This window comes from Myroides odoratus (assembly GCF_965118575.1).
Lineage (GTDB): Bacteria > Bacteroidota > Bacteroidia > Flavobacteriales > Flavobacteriaceae > Flavobacterium > Flavobacterium odoratum_B.
Genome location: NZ_CBCPHW010000013.1, coordinates 76,519 through 98,308, shown reverse-complemented (window position 1 = coordinate 98,308; position 21,790 = coordinate 76,519). Strand labels below are relative to the sequence as shown.

Annotated in this window: 20 protein-coding genes; 13 read left to right on the top strand and 7 right to left on the bottom strand. The window is 35.6% G+C overall.

The annotated features are described in order from the left end of the window. Nucleotides 1–94: 94 nt before the first annotated feature. Nucleotides 95–565, bottom strand: a complete 471-nt coding sequence (locus ACMHJ2_RS11985) for a CYTH domain-containing protein (RefSeq protein ID WP_413513095.1) — start codon at nt 563–565, stop codon at nt 95–97. Nucleotides 566–645: 80 nt separating this feature from the next. Between ACMHJ2_RS11985 and ACMHJ2_RS11980 the strand changes: the two genes are divergently transcribed. After that, a complete protein-coding gene (locus tag ACMHJ2_RS11980) occupies nt 646–2,727 on the top strand; it encodes a site-specific recombinase (protein WP_413513094.1) in 2,082 nt (693 codons plus the stop codon). 36 nt (nt 2,728–2,763) lie between these two features. On the opposite strand, the gene ACMHJ2_RS11975 is transcribed toward ACMHJ2_RS11980, so the two are convergent. Continuing rightward, nucleotides 2,764–4,623 (bottom strand): monovalent cation:proton antiporter-2 (CPA2) family protein, encoded by a 1,860-nt coding sequence (locus ACMHJ2_RS11975; RefSeq protein WP_413513093.1) that lies wholly within the window; start codon nt 4,621–4,623, stop codon nt 2,764–2,766. Between the two features lie 225 nt (nt 4,624–4,848). Here ACMHJ2_RS11975 and dinB point away from each other — a divergent pair, with 225 nt between their 5' ends. From dinB to ACMHJ2_RS11930, 9 genes are all read left to right on the top strand, one after another. Continuing rightward, on the top strand, nt 4,849–5,922 hold the full coding sequence (dinB, locus tag ACMHJ2_RS11970) for a DNA polymerase IV (protein ID WP_413513092.1): 1,074 nt from the start codon (nt 4,849–4,851) through the stop codon (nt 5,920–5,922). Between the two features lie 26 nt (nt 5,923–5,948). Then, nucleotides 5,949–6,857 carry a S66 peptidase family protein gene (locus ACMHJ2_RS11965; RefSeq protein ID WP_413513091.1) on the top strand — a complete coding sequence of 303 codons (909 nt, stop codon included), beginning with the start codon at nt 5,949–5,951 and terminating at the stop codon, nt 6,855–6,857. Nucleotides 6,858–6,860: 3 nt separating this feature from the next. Next, a complete protein-coding gene (locus ACMHJ2_RS11960) occupies nt 6,861–7,220 on the top strand; it encodes a YraN family protein (RefSeq protein WP_413513090.1) in 360 nt (119 codons plus the stop codon). A 174-nt stretch (nt 7,221–7,394) separates the two neighbouring features. Next, nucleotides 7,395–9,833 (top strand): TonB-dependent siderophore receptor, encoded by a 2,439-nt coding sequence (locus ACMHJ2_RS11955; protein ID WP_413513089.1) that lies wholly within the window; start codon nt 7,395–7,397, stop codon nt 9,831–9,833. A 99-nt stretch (nt 9,834–9,932) separates the two neighbouring features. Further along, nucleotides 9,933–11,084 (top strand): PepSY-associated TM helix domain-containing protein, encoded by a 1,152-nt coding sequence (locus ACMHJ2_RS11950; RefSeq protein ID WP_413513088.1) that lies wholly within the window; start codon nt 9,933–9,935, stop codon nt 11,082–11,084. 89 nt (nt 11,085–11,173) lie between these two features. After that, nucleotides 11,174–11,584, top strand: coding sequence for a BrxA/BrxB family bacilliredoxin (locus ACMHJ2_RS11945; RefSeq protein ID WP_413513087.1), 411 nt, complete (start codon nt 11,174–11,176; stop codon nt 11,582–11,584). A 69-nt stretch (nt 11,585–11,653) separates the two neighbouring features. Beyond that, nucleotides 11,654–12,385, top strand: coding sequence for a lysophospholipid acyltransferase family protein (locus tag ACMHJ2_RS11940; protein ID WP_413513086.1), 732 nt, complete (start codon nt 11,654–11,656; stop codon nt 12,383–12,385). 79 nt (nt 12,386–12,464) lie between these two features. Continuing rightward, the gene (locus ACMHJ2_RS11935; protein ID WP_413513085.1) at nt 12,465–13,463 is read left to right on the top strand and encodes an acyl-ACP desaturase; all 999 of its coding nucleotides are present in this window, start codon (nt 12,465–12,467) and stop codon (nt 13,461–13,463) included. A gap of 6 nt (nt 13,464–13,469) precedes the next feature. Then, complete coding sequence (locus ACMHJ2_RS11930) at nt 13,470–14,120, top strand: HD domain-containing protein (RefSeq protein WP_413513084.1); 651 nt, start codon at nt 13,470–13,472, stop codon at nt 14,118–14,120. 372 nt (nt 14,121–14,492) lie between these two features. Here ACMHJ2_RS11930 and pyk read toward each other — a convergent pair whose 3' ends face one another. The 5 genes from pyk to ACMHJ2_RS11905 all read right to left on the bottom strand — a co-directional run bounded on the left by pyk (nt 14,493) and on the right by ACMHJ2_RS11905 (nt 18,959). Further along, nucleotides 14,493–15,923 carry a pyruvate kinase gene (pyk, locus tag ACMHJ2_RS11925; RefSeq protein ID WP_413513083.1) on the bottom strand — a complete coding sequence of 477 codons (1,431 nt, stop codon included), beginning with the start codon at nt 15,921–15,923 and terminating at the stop codon, nt 14,493–14,495. A gap of 5 nt (nt 15,924–15,928) precedes the next feature. Next, complete coding sequence (locus ACMHJ2_RS11920) at nt 15,929–16,417, bottom strand: IPExxxVDY family protein (protein WP_413513082.1); 489 nt, start codon at nt 16,415–16,417, stop codon at nt 15,929–15,931. A 98-nt stretch (nt 16,418–16,515) separates the two neighbouring features. Next, nucleotides 16,516–17,262 (bottom strand): ribonuclease III, encoded by a 747-nt coding sequence (gene rnc, locus ACMHJ2_RS11915; protein ID WP_413513081.1) that lies wholly within the window; start codon nt 17,260–17,262, stop codon nt 16,516–16,518. A gap of 12 nt (nt 17,263–17,274) precedes the next feature. Further along, nucleotides 17,275–18,528 carry a beta-ketoacyl-ACP synthase II gene (gene fabF / locus ACMHJ2_RS11910; protein WP_413513080.1) on the bottom strand — a complete coding sequence of 418 codons (1,254 nt, stop codon included), beginning with the start codon at nt 18,526–18,528 and terminating at the stop codon, nt 17,275–17,277. A 194-nt stretch (nt 18,529–18,722) separates the two neighbouring features. Next, nucleotides 18,723–18,959: an acyl carrier protein gene (locus ACMHJ2_RS11905; RefSeq protein ID WP_002988156.1), complete on the bottom strand. Its 237-nt coding sequence runs from the start codon at nt 18,957–18,959 to the stop codon at nt 18,723–18,725. A gap of 197 nt (nt 18,960–19,156) precedes the next feature. On the opposite strand from ACMHJ2_RS11905, the gene ACMHJ2_RS11900 reads away from it, so the two are divergent. The 3 genes from ACMHJ2_RS11900 (at nt 19,157) to ACMHJ2_RS11890 (ending at nt 21,735) form a co-directional block, all read left to right on the top strand. After that, on the top strand, nt 19,157–19,726 hold the full coding sequence (locus ACMHJ2_RS11900) for a phosphoribosylglycinamide formyltransferase (RefSeq protein ID WP_413513079.1): 570 nt from the start codon (nt 19,157–19,159) through the stop codon (nt 19,724–19,726). Continuing rightward, the gene (gene rnhA, locus ACMHJ2_RS11895) at nt 19,727–20,203 is read left to right on the top strand and encodes a ribonuclease HI (protein WP_413513078.1); all 477 of its coding nucleotides are present in this window, start codon (nt 19,727–19,729) and stop codon (nt 20,201–20,203) included. It abuts the gene before it with no gap. Between the two features lie 605 nt (nt 20,204–20,808). Beyond that, nucleotides 20,809–21,735, top strand: coding sequence for a PfkB family carbohydrate kinase (locus tag ACMHJ2_RS11890; protein ID WP_413513077.1), 927 nt, complete (start codon nt 20,809–20,811; stop codon nt 21,733–21,735). The last annotated feature ends 55 nt before the right edge of the window (nt 21,736–21,790 follow it).

The window sequence follows — 21,790 nt, the reverse complement described above, 5'->3', positions numbered from 1 at the left end:
CGATTCGAAGCGCTTGCGCTATTTTTTTAAATTGTTGATTTCTATATTGAAGAAGCCTCTAGCAATGATTCATTACTAGGGGCTTTCTTCTGTATTATTTCCACGTAGAAAACGGGTGTTGGGATAAATAAGAATTGTAATATTCAATTTTACCAGTAACCTCTTCTCCTAACCAATCTGGTTTTTCAAAAGGTTCATTTTCATCTTGGAGTTCTATTTCTGCAAGAATAAGGCCTTCATTTGTACCGTGAAATACATCTACTTCAAATAGATGATTTCCACAAGGAACAAGATATCTCGTTTTTGCAAGCACATGTTCTTCACAAAGTGCGAGTAAAGTTTCTGCTTCTTTCCAATCAATTTCCTTTTCCCACTCAAAACGAGAAGTTCCGGAGGCATTGCTTTTGCCTTTAATCGTAAGGTATCCACAGTCATTTTTTAAGCGTACTCGAACGGTCCGACTCGCATTACTGTTGAGGTAACCTTGAGTAATTGCGTTTTTTGAAAGCGCTAAAGTTTCAAAATTTGTATTTTTGATAAGAAATTTTCTTTCGATTTCAATCATAGGATATAAAATAAAGACGTAAATTTATGCCAAGTTATAGTTATTTCTATTCAAACGTTAAGAAAAAAATATATTTTTAAATGAAATTAAGATATATATTACAATCACCTCAAGGAATTGAGGAGCTTTTTAATAAATATGTAGTTGACGGTAAAATATATACAAGTGAGGATATCTCATTTTTAGTTGATCTTGTACATATTTTTCGACCTCGAAATATAAAAAAAACAAACCGAGTTTCCATCGATTCTTTTACTTCTTATTTAAAAACGCATGAAGTAGAGCGCTTAGCGCTTATCGAATATTTAAATGAAATTCTGTCAAATAGACGCTTTAGTCGAATGATTTCTGATGCGGGAATTTTACAGGATTCTGATTTTTTATATGAAGTTAAAAAGCGTTTATGGGCTAAGGTTTTACCTTATCAACCCGAGAAAAACACTTATGAATATGTTTTAAATCAAGTGTTCTATAAACACACGGATTCAGCATGGGTGGATTTAATTCCGGAAGAGCAGCTAATAGAATTATTTGATCAGCTAAATTTTTACGCTATTTTCACCCCTAGGACGGATGAATCTGTTATGGGGGAATTATTGAATTCAATCGGCTTGATTACCCAACGGATGAGTGGTCGCGCAATGGAAAGTTCAATTATCAGTATGGTTCCAGAATATTCACATTTTGAAAGTCCTTTCTTGGCTTTAGAAAAAGAATTTATGGAAGTCGCCTTAAGTATTCGAAATGGGAATACAAGATATTTGACCCCCGATGATATCAATTGTAAGCAAATCAAAATAATACATAAACAATGTATTGATTTTGTGAACCAGGCTTTTAAGAATAGCTCAAAATACGGTATTTCAATCAAGGTAAATCAAAGTTTACTGCGTTTAAGGCAACAGCTTCAACGAGTAGATGTTTTATTGTCACTCATTATCATTGAAGGCGAAGATAGTGCTGTAGAAGAAAAATCCAAGACGATTCAACTGGCGCGAAAGCTAATTGGGTACAACTGTTATAAATACAATGTTTCGGGCTTAATTAAAGAGAGTACACAACTTATCTCATATGAAATTACCCAGCATACAGCAAAAACCGGTGAACACTATATAACCAAAACTGCAGGAGAGTATTGGCATATGTTTAGAGGCTCAATGGGTGCGGGTATTGTGGTGGGATTTATGTGTATCTTGAAGTTATTAGCACATAAATTGGATGCTAGTATTTTTGGCCACGCGATGTTGTATAGTTTGAATTATGCCTTGGGATTCTGTTTGATTTATCTTTTGGGCTTTACGCTGGCAACCAAGCAACCAGCTATGACTGCTGCAGCCATTATCAAAGCGATTGAAGATGGTAGAAAACAACACGTGGATAGTGCAGATAAGCATATTGGTTTTGCAAAGCTCTTTGCTCGATTGGTACGCTCTCAGTTTATTGCCTTTATTGGAAACGTAATTTTAGCTTTCCCTATTGCACTCTTGTTGATGTGGGGATTCGATTCAGCCTTTGATGTTAACCTCGCTCAAAAGGAATGGAAAGGCATGCTAATTGATGCAGATCCGATTGAATCTAAAGCTTTATTCCATGCGAGTATTGCTGGGGTTTTCTTGTTTCTATCCGGTATCATTTCAGGTAACGTATCCAATAGAAACAAATACAATCGCGTATTTTACCGCATTCAAGAACATCCCTGGTTGAAACATAATTTTGGTATTCAGCGATCAACTAAAATTGCCAATTGGGTAGATACAAAATGGCCCGGTATAGCTTCAAATATTTGTTTTGGTCTATTTATGGGAACCTGTGGTGCTATTGGTACATTTATAGGGCTTGATATTGATATTCGACACATCACCTTTGTAAGTGGAAATATTGCGATTGGATTTTATGGGTCTGGATTTGAAGCGCCTACGTCTCTATTAGTATGGGCTTTTATTGGTATGTGGTTGATTGGATTTATGAACTTTATTGTTAGTTTCGGATTATCGCTTTTATTAGCTTTTCGATCTAGAAATATACCCTTTACAGAAACCAAAGATTTAGCATGGGCTGTTCTAAAATATTTCAAGAGCTTTCCAATGGAATTCTTTATTCCTACAGGAGGTGTAATTGTAGATGCCTCAACGGAAAAAGAAAAAACACAAACAAAAAAATAAGAAAAGGGAGGTCTAAATGATCTCCCTTTTTTATGCTTAATCGGTAAACTCCGTTTTGTCTTGCGTTTCTCTTTTATTGCGTAAGCTGTCTTTTAATAGATTGGATTGCTGTTCAAATTCAAGGCGAGATACGGTAATATAGTCTTCTAAATTGTGAATGTTTTTCGCTAATTTTCTCAACGAAGCCCGATCGCTTCGGATGAATAGCTCACTTTGCGTTCTAGCTTCTTCATGACTTAAGCCCAATTTCTCTAACATTACTGATCCAACGTATACAGCGGTAAAAAAGTTTTCTCTATACACCTCTGTAAAACCATCCTGTAAATATTCATACGCGTTCTTTCTGTTTTTTGCGCGAATAATCACTTCAACATTCGGAAAGTTTTTGTGGAGCATTTCAACTAAATGTTGATTGACATCTGGTGGATCCATTGCAGCAATTACATAATCGGCTTTTTCGACTCCAATGGATTTCAATATATTAATTGAAGTAGCATCGCCATAATAGACATTAAATCCTAATTTTCGCAAGTGATCCACGCGTTCTGCATCATTGTCTAATACTAAAGTAGGAATATCATTGGCTTGAAGTAAGCGCCCAATGGTATTGCCAAAATCACCAAAACCAGCAATGATAATTTTCTTATCCGCACTGATGTGTGATAAATCATCATAAGGTTGCTTGTTTTTTGGGGAGGCCGATAACCCTAAATAAGGGCTAATCCATTTTTCATTTAACAGCATTAAGATAGGAGTAACCACCATGGATAAGGCTGTCGTAGCTAATAAATAGTCATACCACATTTGATCGATGATATTGATGGTTTTACCTAAAGCTAAAATTACAAAGGCAAATTCTCCAATTTGAGATAGTAAAATAGCAAAGAGAAAAGATTGATCTTTAGGAAATTTCTTCCATTTTCCAATTGCAAATAAAACGAGCGCTTTAATGGCCATAGATCCTACTAATAGAGATAGGATAATTAAAGGCTCAGCAGCGATAATGGCAAAGTTGATGGTAGAACCTACTGCAATAAAAAAGATACCCAGTAAGAGTGCTTTGAAGGGCTCTATATCGCTTTCTAATTGATGTTTATACGGATTATTAGCCAAAACAACCCCAGCAATAAAAGCGCCTAAAGCAGGACTTAGCCCCACTTCTTGCATTAACAAGGAAACACCAATGACTAATAACAATGCTGAAGCGGTGTATATTTCTCGTATCTGTAAACGACCTACTGATTTAAAAAGAGGGTTCACAATGTAATTACCCACTAGAAAAATAACCGAAATAGCACCTAAAATGGCCATTGTTTTCATCAATACAGGTTGCCCATCTAGCATACTGCTATTGGTGGTAGAAATCGGTAATTTCTTTGATACTGCTAATAGTGGAATCAAAGCCATAACTGGAATTACCATAATATCTTGGAAGAGTAATACCGCAAAACTCGATTTACCCACATTTGATTTATTAAGTCCCTTTTCAGAGATAGTTTGTAGAATAATCGCCGTAGAGGACATCGTTACAACAAAACCAATCGTGATGGATGTACCAAGACCAAGACCAATAGCAAAATAACAGACAGCGGTTGTTATTAAAGTTGTTCCAAGGGCTTGTGCTGTTCCCAAGCCAATAATTTGCTTTCGAATCTTCCAAAACTCTTTGGGATCAAGTTCCAGTCCTACAAGAAATAACATCATGACCACACCAAATTCGGTAGCGTGCATAATATCAGCACCATCCTTACCTACAAATCCCAATACAAAAGGACCAATTAAGACGCCTGCAAAAAGATAACCTAAAACGGATCCCATTCCTAATTTTTTGGATATGAGAACACAGATAACAGCAGCAAATAAGAAAATAAAGGCTTGTGCTAAGAAATCATTCATTATGTGGTGTTTTTTAGATTTAATATGAGTCAGTTTGAAATAGAGGTAAATAACGGCATATAATCACATGATATACAAGGTATATTTATACCAAAAAAGTATTCAAACAACTACAAATTTAAACAATACGTATTTGAAATTCGTTATGAATATTAAAAAAAATACGATTTTTTTAGTATTGTATAACCCGTTTTTTTTCGGTTATTTTGACTAAAATATCCCGAGATGGATCGAAAGATAATACATATTGATATGGATGCTTTTTACGCTTCTGTAGAGCAATTAGACAATCCTGATTTAAGAGGAAAAGCGATTGTTGTAGGTGGAAGTAGTGAACGTGGAGTAGTTGCAGCGGCGAGTTATGAAGCTCGTCAATATGGGGTAAGGAGTGCCATGAGTGGTGTATTAGCACAAAAAAAATGTCCCCATCTGATTTTTGTATCTCCTCGTTTTGATCGCTACAAAGAAATATCTCGACAAATTAGAGCGGTATTTCATGAATACACCGATTTAGTAGAGCCTTTGGCTTTGGACGAAGCCTTTTTGGACGTAACCCAAAACAAGGTGGGCTGTCCTAGTGCAACGCTGATTGCACAAGAGATTAGACAAAAAATTTTTGAACGCACACAGCTAACTGCATCAGCGGGAATATCCATTAATAAGTTTTTAGCTAAAGTGGCGAGTGATTACAACAAACCCAATGGACAAAAAACAATTAATCCCGATGAGGTAGTGGCTTTTTTGGAAGCTTTGGAAATTAAGAAGTTCTTCGGTATTGGAAAAAAGACAGCAGATAAAATGTATCATTTTGGAATTTTTACAGGAAAAGACCTTAAAACCAAATCAATAGAGTTTTTAGAAGAACATTTTGGCAAAGCAGGTAAAGCCTATTATTTTATTGTGAGAGGAATTCACAATTCTCCCGTTAGTGCAGATCGATTGACTAAATCCGTCGGTACAGAACGCACATTTGATGAGAATTTGAGTTCTGAAATTTACCTCGAAAATAAATTAACGCATATCGTAGAAGAACTTAGTTTACGTCTGAAGAAACAAGGTTTGGCGGGAAAAACCGTTACCTTAAAAATCAAATATGCCGATTTTGTACAACAAACCCGAAGTACAACTTTTCCCTATTTTATTGCGGATTCGAGTATTATTCTCGCCTGCGCCAAAGAGTTGCTTTACCAAGAAAAATTACAAAATTCCGTGCGTTTGATTGGTGTATCTTTGACTAACTTAAACAATAAAAAAGTGACAAAAAAACCAGTAGGTGTACAACTGCGTTTTGAATTTTAATACCAAATAGAAGTAATCCCAATCCTATGAATCCTATACGACCTCCCTATTTAAAAAAAAACGATAAAGTGACTATCCTTTGCACAGCTAGAAAATTTTCAGTCGAAGAAGCTAAACCAGCTATAGAACTCATGGAATCTTGGGGATTGCAAGTTGTTTTAGGACAAACCATCGGTTTGGATAATTTTCAATTAGGGGGAACTGACGCAGAGCGAATAGCAGATTTTAATGCACAACTAAGAGACCCTGAAATAAAGGCTATTTGGTGTGCAAGAGGTGGATATGGAACTGTGCGTATCATTGATGAGATTGATTTTTCGCCTTTGAAAAAACAACCCAAGTGGATTATTGGTTTTAGTGATGTAACCACCTTACACAGCCATTTGCATACTTTGGGAATAGCAACTATTCATGGAATAATGGCTTTTAGTGTTCCTCTTGCCAAAGAAGAAGCTAAGAGTTCACTTCACAGTGCGCTGTTTGGAAAACCGTTGCACTATACAATACCGGCAGTAGTAAAAAATAGACCAGGCAAGGCAAAAGGAGAATTAGTGGGTGGAAATCTCTCGATTTTGTACAGTTTACTAGGATCAGTATCAAGTATAAATACCAAGGGGAAAATATTGTTTATTGAGGATTTAGATGAGTATTTGTATCATGTGGATCGCATGATGTATAACCTGAAGCGAAATGGATTGTTACAAAATTTGGCAGGTTTGATTGTGGGTGGAATGACCGATATGCATGATAACTCTATCCCCTTTGGTTACAACGCACATGAAATTATTCTAGATGCGGTTAAAAACTATGATTATCCGGTTGTATTTCATTTTCCTGCGGGACATGGGATAAGTAATTGGGCACTGAAATTAGGCACTATTGTTGAACTAGATGCGCAAGATGATCAGGTGATTGTCGAGTTTAGTTCAATATAATTGATGAGTGAATCCAAAAAATTAGGAAAAAAGGGAGAAGATTTAGCAGTTGCTTTTTTAGAAAATAAAGGATACCACATAGTAGCTAGGAATTGGCGGTACCTGAAAGCTGAAATTGATATTATTGCCGAGATTGACTCTTTTTTGGTGTTTGTTGAGGTTAAAACAAGAAGTTCAACGGACTTTGGTTTGCCTCAAGAATTTTTTAAAAATGACCAAATGCGAAGGATAGTGACTGCTGCGGATGCTTTTATTGAAAAATTTCAACGAAAAGAAGAAGCTCGTTTTGATATAGTAGCTATTAGTATAAAAAAAGCAGAACCTGATATTCATCACATAGAACGAGCTTTTTATACATTTTAATAAAAAATTGGCTATATTATAGAGGTGATTTGCTGTTTTTTATAAAATAAAATTGGGTTTTGTGGATGTTCTTTAAAGAGACTGCAAAAAAAAAGATAGATTATACTAGGATGTTATTTAGAATCAATTTAAATTTGTGATATTTTTAATAAGTCTAAATAATACAATTTCAAAATGAAAGTATTCAATACCATTTTATTTACCATTTTTGGAATAATGGTAAGTTTCGCTCAAAATAGCGTAATCAAGGGAAGAGTTGTTGATGAAGTCAACAAGCCTTTACCATATGCAACCGTGTTGCTAGGAGAAGGGCAAGTGGCCATTCAAACGAATGAAAATGGCGAATATACGTTGGCGAATATTCAAAAAGGGAAATATACAATGAAAGCTTCTTTTGTTGGGTATTCAACTTCTCAGAGGGAAATTAATGTAATAAAAAATGAAGAAATTGTAAATTTCCTTTTAGTTGCAGATAGCCAATTGGAAAATATTACAGTGTATGGAAGAAGTAATAAAAACGTAAAAAATCTTCAATATCTGACGCGTTTGCCTCTTGGTTTACAAGATCAAGTACAATCAATTAGCATTGTTTCTGAACATATAATTAAAGAACAAGGCGCGCTAACGATTACAGATGCTGCACGTAACGTAGCAGGAGTTACTCAATTTTCAACGTATGGAGGACCCGCAGAGAGTATGTCAATCCGCGGATTTAGAGGTACACCCGTTTTGAGAAACGGTGTGGGCGTGGACTCTGATTTTAGAACAGCTTCTGCCATCGCCGATATGCAAGGAATTGAAAGTGTTGAGGTAATTAAAGGTTCTGCTGCAGTATTACAAGGCATTGGAAATGGTTTGGGCGCTGCTGGAGGAGTTATCAACCTAGTAACTAAAACCCCAAACTTTAAAAATTACACAGAAGTAGGTTTCCGAACTGGAAGCTATGGTCAAGTACGACCAACGGTAGATTTTGAACAAGTTTTGGATAAAAAAGAAACTATTTCTTTTCGTTTTAATGGTGCATACGAACGAAATGACGGATGGAGAACCTACGTAAATAACGAGCATTTCTATATCAATCCTTCCTTAACCTGGAAAATTGATAGCAAAACAAAAGTAACCGTTGAAATGGATTACTTAAATGGGGATTATGTTACTGATAAAGGAACGGTGAATTTAGGCCCCGATTATGTGAATGAATTATATGAAATGCCGCATAATAAATTTTTGGGTTTTAAAGGAGATACCAAAAAAATCACCATGCAAAATTATGTAGCGCGTTTTGAAAGACAATTAACAGAAAAACTAAGCTTCAGAACGTCGTATACAGCTTCTATTTACAACGACTTTGGTCAGGTAGCAAACGTAACAACGGTTACACCTAAAAAAGAAATCAAAGACGATTGGAGTAAATATGGAGATATAAAAAGAACCGTTTCTAAATCTCAATCAGATGATTACAATTCAGTCTTTCAAGCCGATTTAATTGGAAAAGATATCTTTACAGGTAAATTAAAACATACCTTCCAGGTAGGATTCGATTATAGACAAACTAAAACTATTGCTGGATCTGCAGTAGGTAAAGTTTGGGGTAAGGATAAAGCCGGAAAAGATGTTTTAGTTGATTTTAGAAGCGATATCAATGTGCTAGGGCCTATTGACAATACATTACCAGATAACATCATCTATGGAGATATAAATACAACCCGAACCATGTCGCCTACGATAGGATTTATGGCGCAAGATTATATTGCTATTGGAGATAAATTAAGCGCGATGTTAGGAATTCGCTATAGCCGTTTAAATGGTAGTACTACAGACAATGCAACGATTGATCGCTGGAATCCTATGTTGGGATTAATTTTTAAACCCCAAGAAAATATCAGCACTTTTGCTTCCTATACAACTACAACTAGTTTAAGACAATCAAACAAATTATTACACGGTGGAGGGTATGCAGGAGCATCAGATATTAAACAAGTTGAGTTTGGTTTCAAATCAAACTGGTACAATGACCATTTAGGGGTAAACTTTACCTACTTCTTTATCAACCAAAGTAATTTAGTAGCGCCTTATATTGATCCAGAAACGAACGAACAATCTAGAACAGAAAGTATTTTAGCTGGGGATTTAAAACGCAATGGGTTTGAATTGGAAATTAACGGTAAAATAACCAATAATTTAGAGGTAATGCTAGGATATGCTAATTTATATGCAAGATACCAAGATAGTCCTCAATATGTAGATGGATCGGCTCCAATGAATGCGCCAGAACATACGGCAAATGGTTGGGTGAGTTACAAATTTGATCAAGGAACTTTAGATGGTTTGTCTTTGAGTGCAGGGGTTTACTTTGTTGGAAAACGCCCAATTAATGAGTATAGCATAACGACAGATACAGGGCATAATACCAATATAAATGTAAGACCATTTGATATGCCAAGTTATACAACAATCAATGCACAAGCCGCTTATACCTATAAAAATGCTACCTTAAGTGTATTCATGAATAACTTATTTAATGAAAGGGGATATACTTCTTATTTTAGAGGAGGATATATCAATGAAATTTCACCTAGAAATTTTGCTGCTCAATTAACGTATAGATTTTAAATTATTGCTTTAATTTGCATAATTATAATTGAAATACTACTACTTGCAAACACGGTTTTATTTTATAAAACCGTGTTTGTTCGTTTTTGAATCCTCCATATGAAAACAAAAAAGAAATATACTTTTCGAAAAGTATTGAATGACCTCCACTTGTGGTTGGGTATTGCTAGTTCACTGGTGTTATGTGTTGTATGCTTAACGGGTACAATCTATACGTTTAAAACAGAAATTCAAGATTGGTTAGAACCAGCTAGATATCAAATAGTAAACATAGGGGAAGGACAAGTTAAACCGATAACCGAGTTAGTTCAAGTAGTAGAAGCCTCCACAAGAGGAAAAGTTCAACGCGTATCTGTAATTAGAAAACAAGATAAGCCCTATGTTTTTTCAGTAAGTAAAGGCGAAGAGGGCAAGCGCCCAGAAGCGGTGCATGTCAATCCGTATACAGGTGAAATTCTAGGTATGGGAAAAGGTCCTGCGGATGAATTTTTTATGACGGTTTTTAAGTTACACCGTTGGCTGCTGCTTGACTCATCCATTGGAAGACCTATCGTGGGGGGGGCAACGCTTATTTTTTGTTTCCTTTCTATCTCTGGGTTGATCTTATGGTTTCCCAAAAAATTAAAAGGTTGGAAAAGTATCAAACCAGGATTTAAAATTAAATATAAGGCGAATTGGAAACGCATTAATCACGATTTACATAATACACTAGGATTTTATACACTATTGCTTGTGCTAATTATGTCTTTGACTGGTTTATGTTGGTCGTTTGAATGGTATAGAAATGGTTTGAGTAGTGTATTAGGCGCAAAAGTTTTTGGTGGACGCAATGAGGTAAAACCAGAATCAACCCTTCAAGAGAAATCGACGATTAGTCTAGAGGAAGCCTTGGCAATTGCAAATAGAGAAATGCCATATGAATATAGAACACTGTCTATTAGTCTTCCTAAAGACGAGGTTGGGGCGTATGAAATCAATAAGAATGAATTAGCAAGATGGAATGAGACGGTAAATGATCGTGTTTTTATTGATCAGTACTCAGGTGCAATAATCAAAAAAGAAATATTTGCTAGTAAAACAACAGGAGAAAAATGGGCAAGCTCAATTAGAGCCTTGCATTTTGGAGATATTTACGGATTAGTTTCAAAAATAATCTACTTCATTACCTGTTTAATAGCCACTTCCTTACCCGTAACTGGAATTTTTATCTGGCTTAATAAAATGAAAAAGAAGCCCAAAAAGATTGCTTAGTTGATGTTAGGAATACTTTAGCATTGAAATATTCTAAAATAAGAGAAAAAGTGTAACTTTGTTATTAGAATTTAATTAAAGGTAATAATATGTATCCAGAAGAAATAGTAAAACCAATGCGTCAAGAATTAGTTGATGCGGGCTTTTCAGCATTATATACAGCAGAAGAAGTAGAAGCTGCTTTAAGTAAAGAAGGAACTACATTAGTTGTGGTAAATTCAGTTTGTGGTTGTGCAGCGCGTAATGCGCGTCCAGGTGCTGTCATGAGCTTGAATGGAGAGAAAAAACCAACGCAAATCGTAACTGTTTTTGCAGGGGTTGATAAAGATGCTGTTGATGCAGCTCGTGAACGCATGTTCCCTTTTCCTCCTTCTTCACCTTCGATGGCTTTATTTAAAAACGGTGAATTAGTTCACATGTTAGAAAGACACCATATTGAAGGTAATCCCGCAGAATTGATTGCTGAGAATTTGATCGACGCATACAAAGAATATTGCTAAAAAGAGACCACCTTGTATAAGGTGGTTTTTTTTTAAAGTGTATATTTGCTCTAGATATACATGAATCGAATGCAAAAAATAATTTCATATCCTTTATCTGTACTATTTGTTATAGCTTTATTACTCGTACTCCTTGTCTTTCATGGATTACAATGGCTCGCTATGACTATTTTTGGTTACCAAGCCCACAAAAAAGTAGTGGATTCAATGTCTTGGTGGATTATGTTGAGTACAGGTATTTTAGGTACAACGTATCGCGTTTCAAAAGAAGAAGAACTTCCAACGGATAAACCAATCATCTTTGTGTCTAACCATCAAAGTATGTTTGATATCCCTATGATTATCTGGTTTTTCAAAAAAAATCACCCCAAATTTGTTAGTAAAAAAGAACTCGGAAAAGGCATTCCTAGCGTATCCTATAATTTAAAACACGGCGGTTCTGTTTTGATTGATCGCAATGATGCCAAACAAGCGTTGACCGTTATCCGAGGGTTAGGACAGTATATCTCTAAGTACAATAGAGCAGCAGTTATCTTTCCTGAAGGAACACGCAGTCGCGATGGGCACCCAAAGCGTTTTTCTGAAAATGGGGTTAAAATGCTATGTAAGTTTTCACCAGATGCTTACCTTGTTCCCTTGACGCTTAATAATTCATGGAAATTGTTCCGATTTGGAAAATTTCCTTTAGGATTAGGTGCCAGAATTAGTCTTTATGCACACAAACCGATGAAAATTAGCGAATATTCTTTTGAAGAACTCTTTGCTAAAACGGAAGAGTTGATAAAGTCTAAAATAGAATAAACCAATACTAATTCTCGCAGTTACTCCAAAACAAACTAAACCAAACCCAAGAGCTAGTTGCGACATAAAATAAATAGAAATGTCAACAAAAAATGTTCGTTTAGAAGTCATGCACTTCTTAGAAAAAAATATTGATAGCTTCGTGGATGACTATCTAATACCTGTTGAGAAAATTTGGCAACCCTCTGACTTACTTCCTAATTCTGAAAGTGAGAATTTTTTCGAGGAGGTTAGAGAATTAAGAGAATATGCAAAGGAATTACCCTATGATTTTTGGGTAGTTTTAGTTGGAGATACGGTTACTGAAGAAGCCTTACCTACGTATGAGTCTTGGTTAATGGATGTAGAAGGAGTAAACCAAAAAGAAGGCGAAAATGGAAATGGATGGGCCAAATGGATCCGCCATTGGACAGGCGAAGAAAATAGACATGGGGATTTATTAAATAAATACCTCTATTTATCAGGACGTGTGAATATGCGTGAAGTTGAGATTACAACCCAATATTTATTAAATGATGGGTTTGATCCAGGAACGGATAGAGATCCTTATAAAAACTTTGTGTTCACTAGTTTTCAGGAATTGGCAACGTATATTTCTCACAATCGCGTTGGAAAATTAGCCAAACAATATGGCGACCATAAATTAGCGAAAATCTGCCGTTTAATTGCAGGAGATGAAATGCGTCACCATCATGCCTATTCAGAATTTGTTGATCGTATCTTTCAAGTAGATCCTAGTGAAATGTTATTGGCTTTTGTCGATATGATGAAACGCAAAATTACGATGCCTGCCAATTTGATTAGAGAATCAGGAGGTAAAATGGGAGATGCTTTTGAATTGTTTTCCGATTCAGCACAGCGTATCGGTGTATACACTGCGATTGACTATGTTGAAATTATGCAGAAATTAATCGACCGTTGGCAAGTGGCGAATTTAACAGGCTTGACTGACGAAGCGGAAAAAGCAAGAGAATACTTAATGAAATTACCTACGCGTATGTTGCGCATTGCGGAAAGAATGAGTGTAGGAAAAGAACAACATATTTTTAAATGGGTTCAGCCCGCAATAATTAAATAATTCAGTATGAATAAAAACATTGAAGCAACGATTGGCTATGTAAAAGAGGAATTGAGAAATGCCGAGGGCGGACACGATTGGTTTCACATTGAACGTGTATACAATACTGCTATCAATATTTTAAAATACGAAACTGAGGCGGATGCTGAAGTTGTACAATTGATTGCCTTACTGCATGATATCGCAGATAGTAAGTTCCATAATGGAGATGAAGCCGTTGGACCATTAAAAGCAAAAGAATGGTTAGAATACCTCGCGTATGAACCTGAAGTTGTAGAACACGTGGTAAAGGGAATTGAAAATATCTCCTTTAAAGGCGGAAATTGCACTCAAAGATTTACATCCAAAGAGCTTGAAATTGTGCAAGATGCAGATCGATTAGATGCAATTGGAGCAGTTGGCATAACGAGAGTGTTTAATTATGGAGGGTTTAAAAATAATCCCATACACAACCCTGAAATTGCTCCTCGTTTTGGTATGACTAAAGAGGAGTACAAAGCAGATGGAGGAACCTCAATCAATCATTTTTATGAAAAACTCTTGTTGTTGAAAGACCTAATGAATACAGATACAGGAAAAAAAATGGCAGAAGAAAGACACCAGTACATGGAAAGTTTTTTAGCTCGTTTTTATTCGGAATGGCAGGGGGAAATGTAAAGGATGATAGGTAAATGGTGATGGGTTATTCAAAAAAAGATACAAAAGAAGGGAATCATTTTTAAAATGATTCCCTTCTTCCGTTTATGGCTTGAGGGGTAATCTGTTGTCACACCTCCATAGGTTCATGCTGAGTGTATTGCATTGCAGCAACGCATTGGTTTCGATAGTATTGATGTGCTATAAAAGACGTGTGTTAGTTGCGCTCTTTCGTCCTTAGGGAGTTTCCTCAGTTGATTTTTAAAACAAATGGCTTGTAGAACATTTGTTCTACAAGCCATTTGTTAGTATCTTTAAGAAGGAAGGTGCTGTTTAAAAAGGGTCAATTCTACTCAGCGACATGCACCCATAACCCTTCATCATTACCTAAAACTATTTAATCTCTGAAATTCTCAAGGTATTAACCATTCCTTTTTCAACAATTGGCATAGCTGCTAAGTTGATCACCATATCACCTTTTAAAGCGTGTTTTTTCTCAACTACTATATTATTGATATCCTCAATCGTTTCGTCTGTGCTAACGTATTTATCGTAGTAATAAGCCTGTACGCCCCATAATAAATTTAACTGCGTTAAAATGCGTTTATTTGAGGTAAAAACAAGGATGTCACTATTTGGACGCCATGCTGAAATTTGAAAAGCGGTATATCCACTGTTTGTTAACGTACAAATGGCTTTTGCTTCAATATCATTAGCCATTAAAGCAGCGTGATAACAAATATTTTTTGTGATGTAACGACTCGTTTTGATTGTTGGAGGACTTTGAGGTACAGTAATCATTGGAGAGTTTTCAACACTTTGAATAATCTGCGTCATTTTCTCGATTACTTGTACGGGATAGCTACCTACAGATGTTTCTCCCGATAACATTACGGCATCTGCACCATCCATCACTGAATTAGCTACGTCATTTACTTCTGCTCTCGTTGGTGTTAAACTAGAAATCATCGTTTCCATCATCTGGGTAGCAATGATTACTGGTATTCTAGCATTTTTCGCTATTTGCACCAATTGTTTTTGAATTAATGGAACTTCTTGAGCAGGAATTTCTACGCCTAAATCTCCACGAGCTACCATCAATCCATCGCAATAGGCCACTAATTTGTGGATGTTTTTAACGGCTTCTGGTTTTTCTATTTTAGCAACAATCGGAATTTTGTATTCGGAGTGTTGTTTGACAATTTCTTGTAAATCTAATAAATCTTCCGGTGTTCTAACAAAAGATAGTGCCAACCAATCTACTTGTGCTTTGATAGCAAAAATAGCGTCATTAATATCTTTTTCTGTTAAAGCTGGTAAAGATACTTTTGTCATTGGTAGGTTCACTCCTTTTTTAGATTTTAAAGGACCTCCTTGAATAACTTTAGCAACAACTTCATCTAAGTTGTTGGTTGAAACAACTTCAAAGATTAGTTTACCATCATCTAATAAAATCGTTTCACCTGCGTTTACATCGTTTGGAAATTGCTTGTAGTTCATGTAAACTCTTTTCGCATCTCCTTTGAATTCTTCTTTGGTTGAAAAAGTAATCGTATCTCCTGGGTGTACAACTACATCTTCTGCCATAATCCCCACACGTAATTTAGGACCTTGAAGGTCACCTAAAATAGAGGTAGTATAGCCGTATTCTTTATTTAATTCTCTAATGATGTCTATTTTCTCTTGTACATCAGCGTATTCTGCATGAGAAAAATTAATTCTGAATACATTTACACCTGCTTTAATCATGTTGTGCAATATCTCTTTTGTCCCTGATGCAGGGCCTAAGGTTGCGACAATTTTTGTTCTTTTTTTTGCTACCATATTTATTAAAAAATTAGGTTGTTTTTCGATTTAATCATCTCTACTCGAATTTCGTATGCAGTAGAAATTATTTTTATTGATTTTAATTTTTCAATGACTGCTCCTATTTCAAATTGCTCATCTGTGTTTTCAACTTTTAAAAAGTAGTCAATTGTTTTGTGTTCAGGCAATAGATACCCTTGTTTACTAATTGTTGATACAACATGTTGAAAGAGGGGAGAAGCCATTTGTGACTCAGGAAGTATAAATGCTTTATTGGAAACTAATTTCCACATCACATGGTAATCAGGGTCGTCATATTCGAACAAAGAAAAGGAGGCTAAGCCTTGATCTGTTTCAACTTCAACATCATTTGTTGTACGTTCTAAATAAAGGCCCAATATAGTATTTATAAGATAAGTGACTTTAAAGTCCTCCTTACGCGAAGAGTGAATCGCTATCAGACTATAGTTTTCAGCTTCAAAATCTTCTAATCTTAGAACTACTGGTCCCATTTATTTAATCGTTAGATACAAAGATACAACATTTATGATTCAAACAATAAACAGTTATTTACAAGAAAGATTAAGTGAATGTTAATTGATTCCCCAAATTAATGGTTTATTTTTTCTTGCAGTGCAAAATACGCACGTTGCGAAGCTTTTTCTTCTGCTTTTTTCTTGGATGTAGCGCGACCTTTTGATATTAACTTATTGTCAATGAATAGCTTAACTCCAAAATATTTCACTTCTTCATTTGAAGTTTCTTCATACGCATCAAATTTGAAGGTATGTTTGGTTTTTTGACACCATTCGATCAATAAGCTTTTATAACTAGTGATTTTCGTTTCTAGTAAATGAATATCTATAATCGTTGAAATTAGGCGCTGATGGATGAATTTTTCACAGGCTGGATAGCCTTGGTCTAAATAGATAGCTCCTATTAAAGCTTCTAATATATTGCCATGGATGTTTTCTCCAAATTGTTGATTGCCCATTTTACTTTCAACAATATCAATCAATCCTAAGTTTTTTCCAATAGAATTTAAGTTTTCTCTACTTACAATTTTTGAACGCATTTTAGTTAAGTACCCTTCGTCACCACTAGGTACTTCTAAATAAAGATGTGAGGCGATTACCGCATTTAATATGGCATCCCCTAAAAATTCTAATCGCTCATAATTGAGTGGATTTCCTTGTTTATCAAGAATATTCATTGAACGATGAGTGAAAGCCAATTTGTAATACATTACATCAAAAGGCTTCGTTTTTGTAATTTGAGATATTTGGCGACAAAAATTCCCGTCCTTTTGATTTGAACGGGAATTTTTAAATATTTTATTTAGTACGTTGTTCAACATTAAGTTGCGTGCTTAAACATCTAATTTTTTGACTAATACACAAGCATTGTGTCCACCAAAACCAAATGTATTACTCATTCCTACTTTAACGTCTCTTTTTTGAGCTTTATTGAAGGTAAAGTTTAATTTAGCATCGATTTGATCATCATCTGTGAAGTGATTAATCGTTGGAGGTACCATTCCGTGCTCGATGGATAAAATAACAGAGATTGCCTCTATCACACCAGCAGCCCCTAAAAGGTGTCCTGTCATGGATTTGGTAGAGTTTAAGTTCATCGAATAAGCATGCTCACCAAAAACATTTAAAATAGCTTTTGATTCAGCAATATCTCCAAGCGGTGTAGATGTTCCATGTAAGTTTACTACATCGACATCTGTTGGCTCAAGACCTGCATCTCTTAAACAGTTTTTCATTACGTTGGTAGCCCCTAGTCCTTCAGGATGTGGTGCAGTTAGGTGATGCGCATCCGCAGACATACCTCCACCGCCAATTTCACAGTAGATTTTAGCGCCACGAGCAATTGCATGTTCGTATTCTTCCAAAACCATGGCTCCAGCTCCTTCGCCCAATACAAAGCCATCACGGTCTTTGTCCATCGGTCTAGATGCTGTTTCTGCACTGTCATTTCTTGTAGATAAAGCGTGCATAGCATTAAATCCACCCACACCTGCAATGGTAACCGCCGCTTCAGAACCTCCTGTAACCATAATGTCAGCCATACCTAAACGGATATAGTTGAAAGCATCAATAATTGCATTGGTTGAAGAAGCACAAGCCGATACCGTTGTAAAGTTTGGCCCTCTTAAGCCATATTTAATGGAAATATGTCCGCCTGCAATATCTGCAATCATTTTTGGTATAAAGAAAGGATTAAATCTTGGTGTTCCGTTTCCGTTTACAAAATCAGTAACCTCGTTTTGGAAAGTTTCTAACCCTCCAATACCAGAACCCCAGATAACACCAGCTCTATCTTTATCTATCTTTTCTATGTCTAATTTAGAATCTACAACAGCTTCATCAGCACTAACCATGGCTAATTGAGCGTATCGATCCATCTTACGTGCCTCTTTACGATCAATAAAATCTTCTACATTGAAATTCTTTACTTCGCACGCAAATTGGGTCTTGAAATTGGTAGCATCAAAATGGGTAATTGGAGCAGCTCCGCTTACTCCATTAATCAGACTGTTCCAATACTCTTGAATATTATTCCCTATTGGGGTAAGAGCACCTAAACCTGTTACAACAACTCGCCTTAATTTCATAAAGTAAATATTATGGTTTATAAGTTAAAAAAACCCAATTTTTCACTTTTGGAAAAGGAAACATTGGGTAGCTTTATATTTGTTTATCAGATTACTAACTAGTAATTCTGTCCTTTTTCTATTCTAAAATAACGTAGACATGTCTGAAAATAATAACGCCCACGTGTTTGAAAAAACACGTGGGTTATTAGTTATTACTTCTTAGCTTCTTCGATGTAAGAGATAGCTTGACCAACTGTAGCGATGTTTTCAGCTTGATCATCTGGAATTTGAATATCGAATTCTTTTTCGAACTCCATGATAAGCTCAACAGTGTCTAGTGAATCAGCTCCTAAATCATTAGTGAAGCTTGCTTCTGCTACAACTTCGTTCTCGTCAACTCCTAGTTTGTCAACGATAATCGCTTTTACTCTTGATGCAATGTCTGACATAATCTTTAATTTTAAAATTTAATTTCCGAGGGCAAAAATAAAAAATTTATTTTATATCCTGATTATACATGTTAATTGTCAGTGCGAAATTATAAAAATAATTAATACTTAATGCTATTTTTCTGTTTATTGTCAGTAATTATTCTTTTTTTTGTACTTGAATACAGTATTTTACAAACTAAAAAACGGCTTATACCATGAGAAAAATAGCGCTATTCGCTTCTGGTTCAGGGACTAATGTGGAAAATATTATGACTTACTTTGAAGCGAACTCAATCGTTAATCAATACCTCGTTTTCGTCAATAATCCTCATGCTAAAGTAATAGAAAAAGCTGAAAAAAGAAATGTACCCGTTTATATTTTTGATAAAAACGCGCTTAGTAACGGCGACTTAGCAAAAAAATTGACAGACTTTGGGCCTGATTTAATCGTTTTGGCAGGGTTCTTATGGAAGTTTCCTGAAGATTTGGTAAAAATGTACCCCAATCAAATTATTAATATCCACCCTGCTTTATTGCCTAAATATGGCGGTAAAGGGATGTATGGACACTTTGTGCATGAGGCTGTTTTGGCAAATAAAGAGCAAGAATCGGGAATTACCATTCATTATGTGAATGAAAATTACGACGAAGGAGCTATTATTTTACAAGCCAAAACACCAATAGAAAAGCAATATACAGCCGAAGACATTGCCAAGGCAGTACAAGTTTTAGAGTATCAACATTTTCCAAAGGTTATTGAACAGCTGTTGGTTAAAACAAAATAAATGAGTCAATCTTTTCAAGTTATTTTATATACAGATGGATCAGCCCTAGGCAATCCCGGACCAGGAGGTTATGGATTGATTTTAGAATGGGCCGGTCATCAAGTGTTTAAAGAGTTTTCACAAGGCTATCGATTAACAACCAACAATCGAATGGAGTTATTGGCTGTAGTTGTCGGCTTGGAGAAATTAAAAAATCTTGGTACCAAAATCTTGGTAGTATCGGATTCCAAATACGTCATTGATGCAGTAACCAAAGGTTGGTTATTTGGCTGGGAAAAGAAAAACTTTAAAGACAAGAAGAATCCAGATTTATGGATGCGCTTTTTGCGTATTTATAGACAACACCAAGTGTCGTTTCAATGGGTTAAAGGACACAATAACCATCCGATGAACGAACGATGTGATGTTTTAGCCGTTCAGGCAGCTAAACAAAAGAATTTGTTGATTGACGACTATTACGAACAGCATCAAGGATAAAATTGAATACAAAAAACATAGTGTTACTTAGAAAATAGAGGGGTTCAGAAGTTAGTCTGGTCCCTTTTTTATTGGTATACATGGAGATTTTTTTATAAAATCTAATGCGTTGATTTAGCTTGTTTTAGGAGGTAAGGGCGTTTTTATTCCAATTTTTAAGGCTAAGGAATACTAGTGTTTTAGGGAGATTGTTCAACACTAGTTCAACAATTCCCCAAGAATGCTTCGCTGAGGGGGCTTTTTGTTGAAGGATTGTTGAAGGATTGTTGATCTATTGTTGACATATTCTGTTGGGGTTGTTAAAGTAATGCTGACGGAAAATAAAAAGGGAGAAATTAGGACTCTTCATCGCTTAGGGATTAGAATTTGCGAATGCGAATAGATATTGTAACTCGATTGGATTTAAAAAGAGGAATTTATATCTGCTTAAGTATTAGAATAGTACGTTTTTTCTTGTATTGGTAAGTACGTTTAGTTGCGCGTCTTAAGGATATCTATATACGTGTAAGGCATTGACTATAAGTTAATTTTAGAATAAAGGAGATTAATTTTTGTTCTAAAATGAGGAATGCTATATATTTGCATCTTATTTCTTTTCCAAAAATATGAACAAGTTATTGATCGTCGGAACAGTGGCGTTTGACACGATAGAAACACCATTCGGAAAAACGGACAAAGTACTGGGAGGCGCTGCCACCTATATAGGACTTTCTGCCTCTCATTTTGAGGTAGAATCAGCGATTGTTTCTGTAATAGGTGATGATTTTCCTAAAGAATATATAGAATTACTAGAAAGTAAACATATAGATACAACGGGTATTGAAGTGGTTCAAGGAGGTAAAACCTTCTTTTGGAGCGGCAGATACCACAACGACTTAAATGCAAGAGATACCTTAGAGACACAATTGAATGTGTTGGCCGACTTTAAACCGGTGGTTCCAGTAGGTTTTAAGCAAGCAGATGTTGTTATGTTAGGTAATTTACATCCTTCTATTCAACAATCTGTTTTAGCTCAATTAGATAAAAAACCGAAACTAGTGGTTTTAGATACCATGAATTTTTGGATGAATTGTGCGCTAAAAGAACTGAAAGAAGTATTGAAACAGGTCGATGTGATTACGATTAATGATGAGGAAGCTCGTCAATTATCGGGTGAATATTCGCTCGTAAAAGCAGCTGAAGTGATTCATGAAATGGGACCTAAGTACGTGGTGATAAAAAAAGGAGAACACGGAGCTTTGCTGTTTTCTGGAAAAGAGGTTTTCTTTGCTCCAGCCTTGCCTTTAAAAGAAGTATTTGATCCAACAGGAGCAGGGGATACTTTTGCAGGAGGTTTTGCGGGTTATCTAACAGAAAGAGGAAGTGTTTCTTTTCAATGTATGAAGAATGCCATTATTTTTGGGTCTAACTTAGCTTCTTTCTGTGTAGAAGAATTCGGCACACAGCGCATGGAGCAATTAGAAGAAACCGAAATGAAAAAAAGATTAATGCAATTTAAAATGTTAACGCAGTTCGACATTGAACTCACTTAAACATGCAACATACTAAGCCTCGTCGTGGGGCTTTTTTTAATGATAACACACAACA

Bases quoted from the DNA above. Each gene is read 5' to 3' on its own strand.
- ACMHJ2_RS11985 (WP_413513095.1), bottom strand. From the start codon at position 565: ATGATTGAAATCGAAAGAAAATTTCTTATCAAAAATACAAATTTTGAA.
- ACMHJ2_RS11980 (WP_413513094.1), top strand. From the start codon at position 646: ATGAAATTAAGATATATATTACAATCACCTCAAGGAATTGAGGAGCTT.
- ACMHJ2_RS11975 (WP_413513093.1), bottom strand. From the start codon at position 4,623: ATGAATGATTTCTTAGCACAAGCCTTTATTTTCTTATTTGCTGCTGTT.
- dinB (WP_413513092.1), top strand. From the start codon at position 4,849: ATGGATCGAAAGATAATACATATTGATATGGATGCTTTTTACGCTTCT.
- ACMHJ2_RS11965 (WP_413513091.1), top strand. From the start codon at position 5,949: ATGAATCCTATACGACCTCCCTATTTAAAAAAAAACGATAAAGTGACT.
- ACMHJ2_RS11960 (WP_413513090.1), top strand. From the start codon at position 6,861: ATGAGTGAATCCAAAAAATTAGGAAAAAAGGGAGAAGATTTAGCAGTT.
- ACMHJ2_RS11955 (WP_413513089.1), top strand. From the start codon at position 7,395: ATGAAAGTATTCAATACCATTTTATTTACCATTTTTGGAATAATGGTA.
- ACMHJ2_RS11950 (WP_413513088.1), top strand. From the start codon at position 9,933: ATGAAAACAAAAAAGAAATATACTTTTCGAAAAGTATTGAATGACCTC.
- ACMHJ2_RS11945 (WP_413513087.1), top strand. From the start codon at position 11,174: ATGTATCCAGAAGAAATAGTAAAACCAATGCGTCAAGAATTAGTTGAT.
- ACMHJ2_RS11940 (WP_413513086.1), top strand. From the start codon at position 11,654: ATGCAAAAAATAATTTCATATCCTTTATCTGTACTATTTGTTATAGCT.
- ACMHJ2_RS11935 (WP_413513085.1), top strand. From the start codon at position 12,465: ATGTCAACAAAAAATGTTCGTTTAGAAGTCATGCACTTCTTAGAAAAA.
- ACMHJ2_RS11930 (WP_413513084.1), top strand. From the start codon at position 13,470: ATGAATAAAAACATTGAAGCAACGATTGGCTATGTAAAAGAGGAATTG.
- pyk (WP_413513083.1), bottom strand. From the start codon at position 15,923: ATGGTAGCAAAAAAAAGAACAAAAATTGTCGCAACCTTAGGCCCTGCA.
- ACMHJ2_RS11920 (WP_413513082.1), bottom strand. From the start codon at position 16,417: ATGGGACCAGTAGTTCTAAGATTAGAAGATTTTGAAGCTGAAAACTAT.
- rnc (WP_413513081.1), bottom strand. From the start codon at position 17,262: ATGTTGAACAACGTACTAAATAAAATATTTAAAAATTCCCGTTCAAAT.
- fabF (WP_413513080.1), bottom strand. From the start codon at position 18,528: ATGAAATTAAGGCGAGTTGTTGTAACAGGTTTAGGTGCTCTTACCCCA.
- ACMHJ2_RS11905 (WP_002988156.1), bottom strand. From the start codon at position 18,959: ATGTCAGACATTGCATCAAGAGTAAAAGCGATTATCGTTGACAAACTA.
- ACMHJ2_RS11900 (WP_413513079.1), top strand. From the start codon at position 19,157: ATGAGAAAAATAGCGCTATTCGCTTCTGGTTCAGGGACTAATGTGGAA.
- rnhA (WP_413513078.1), top strand. From the start codon at position 19,727: ATGAGTCAATCTTTTCAAGTTATTTTATATACAGATGGATCAGCCCTA.
- ACMHJ2_RS11890 (WP_413513077.1), top strand. From the start codon at position 20,809: ATGAACAAGTTATTGATCGTCGGAACAGTGGCGTTTGACACGATAGAA.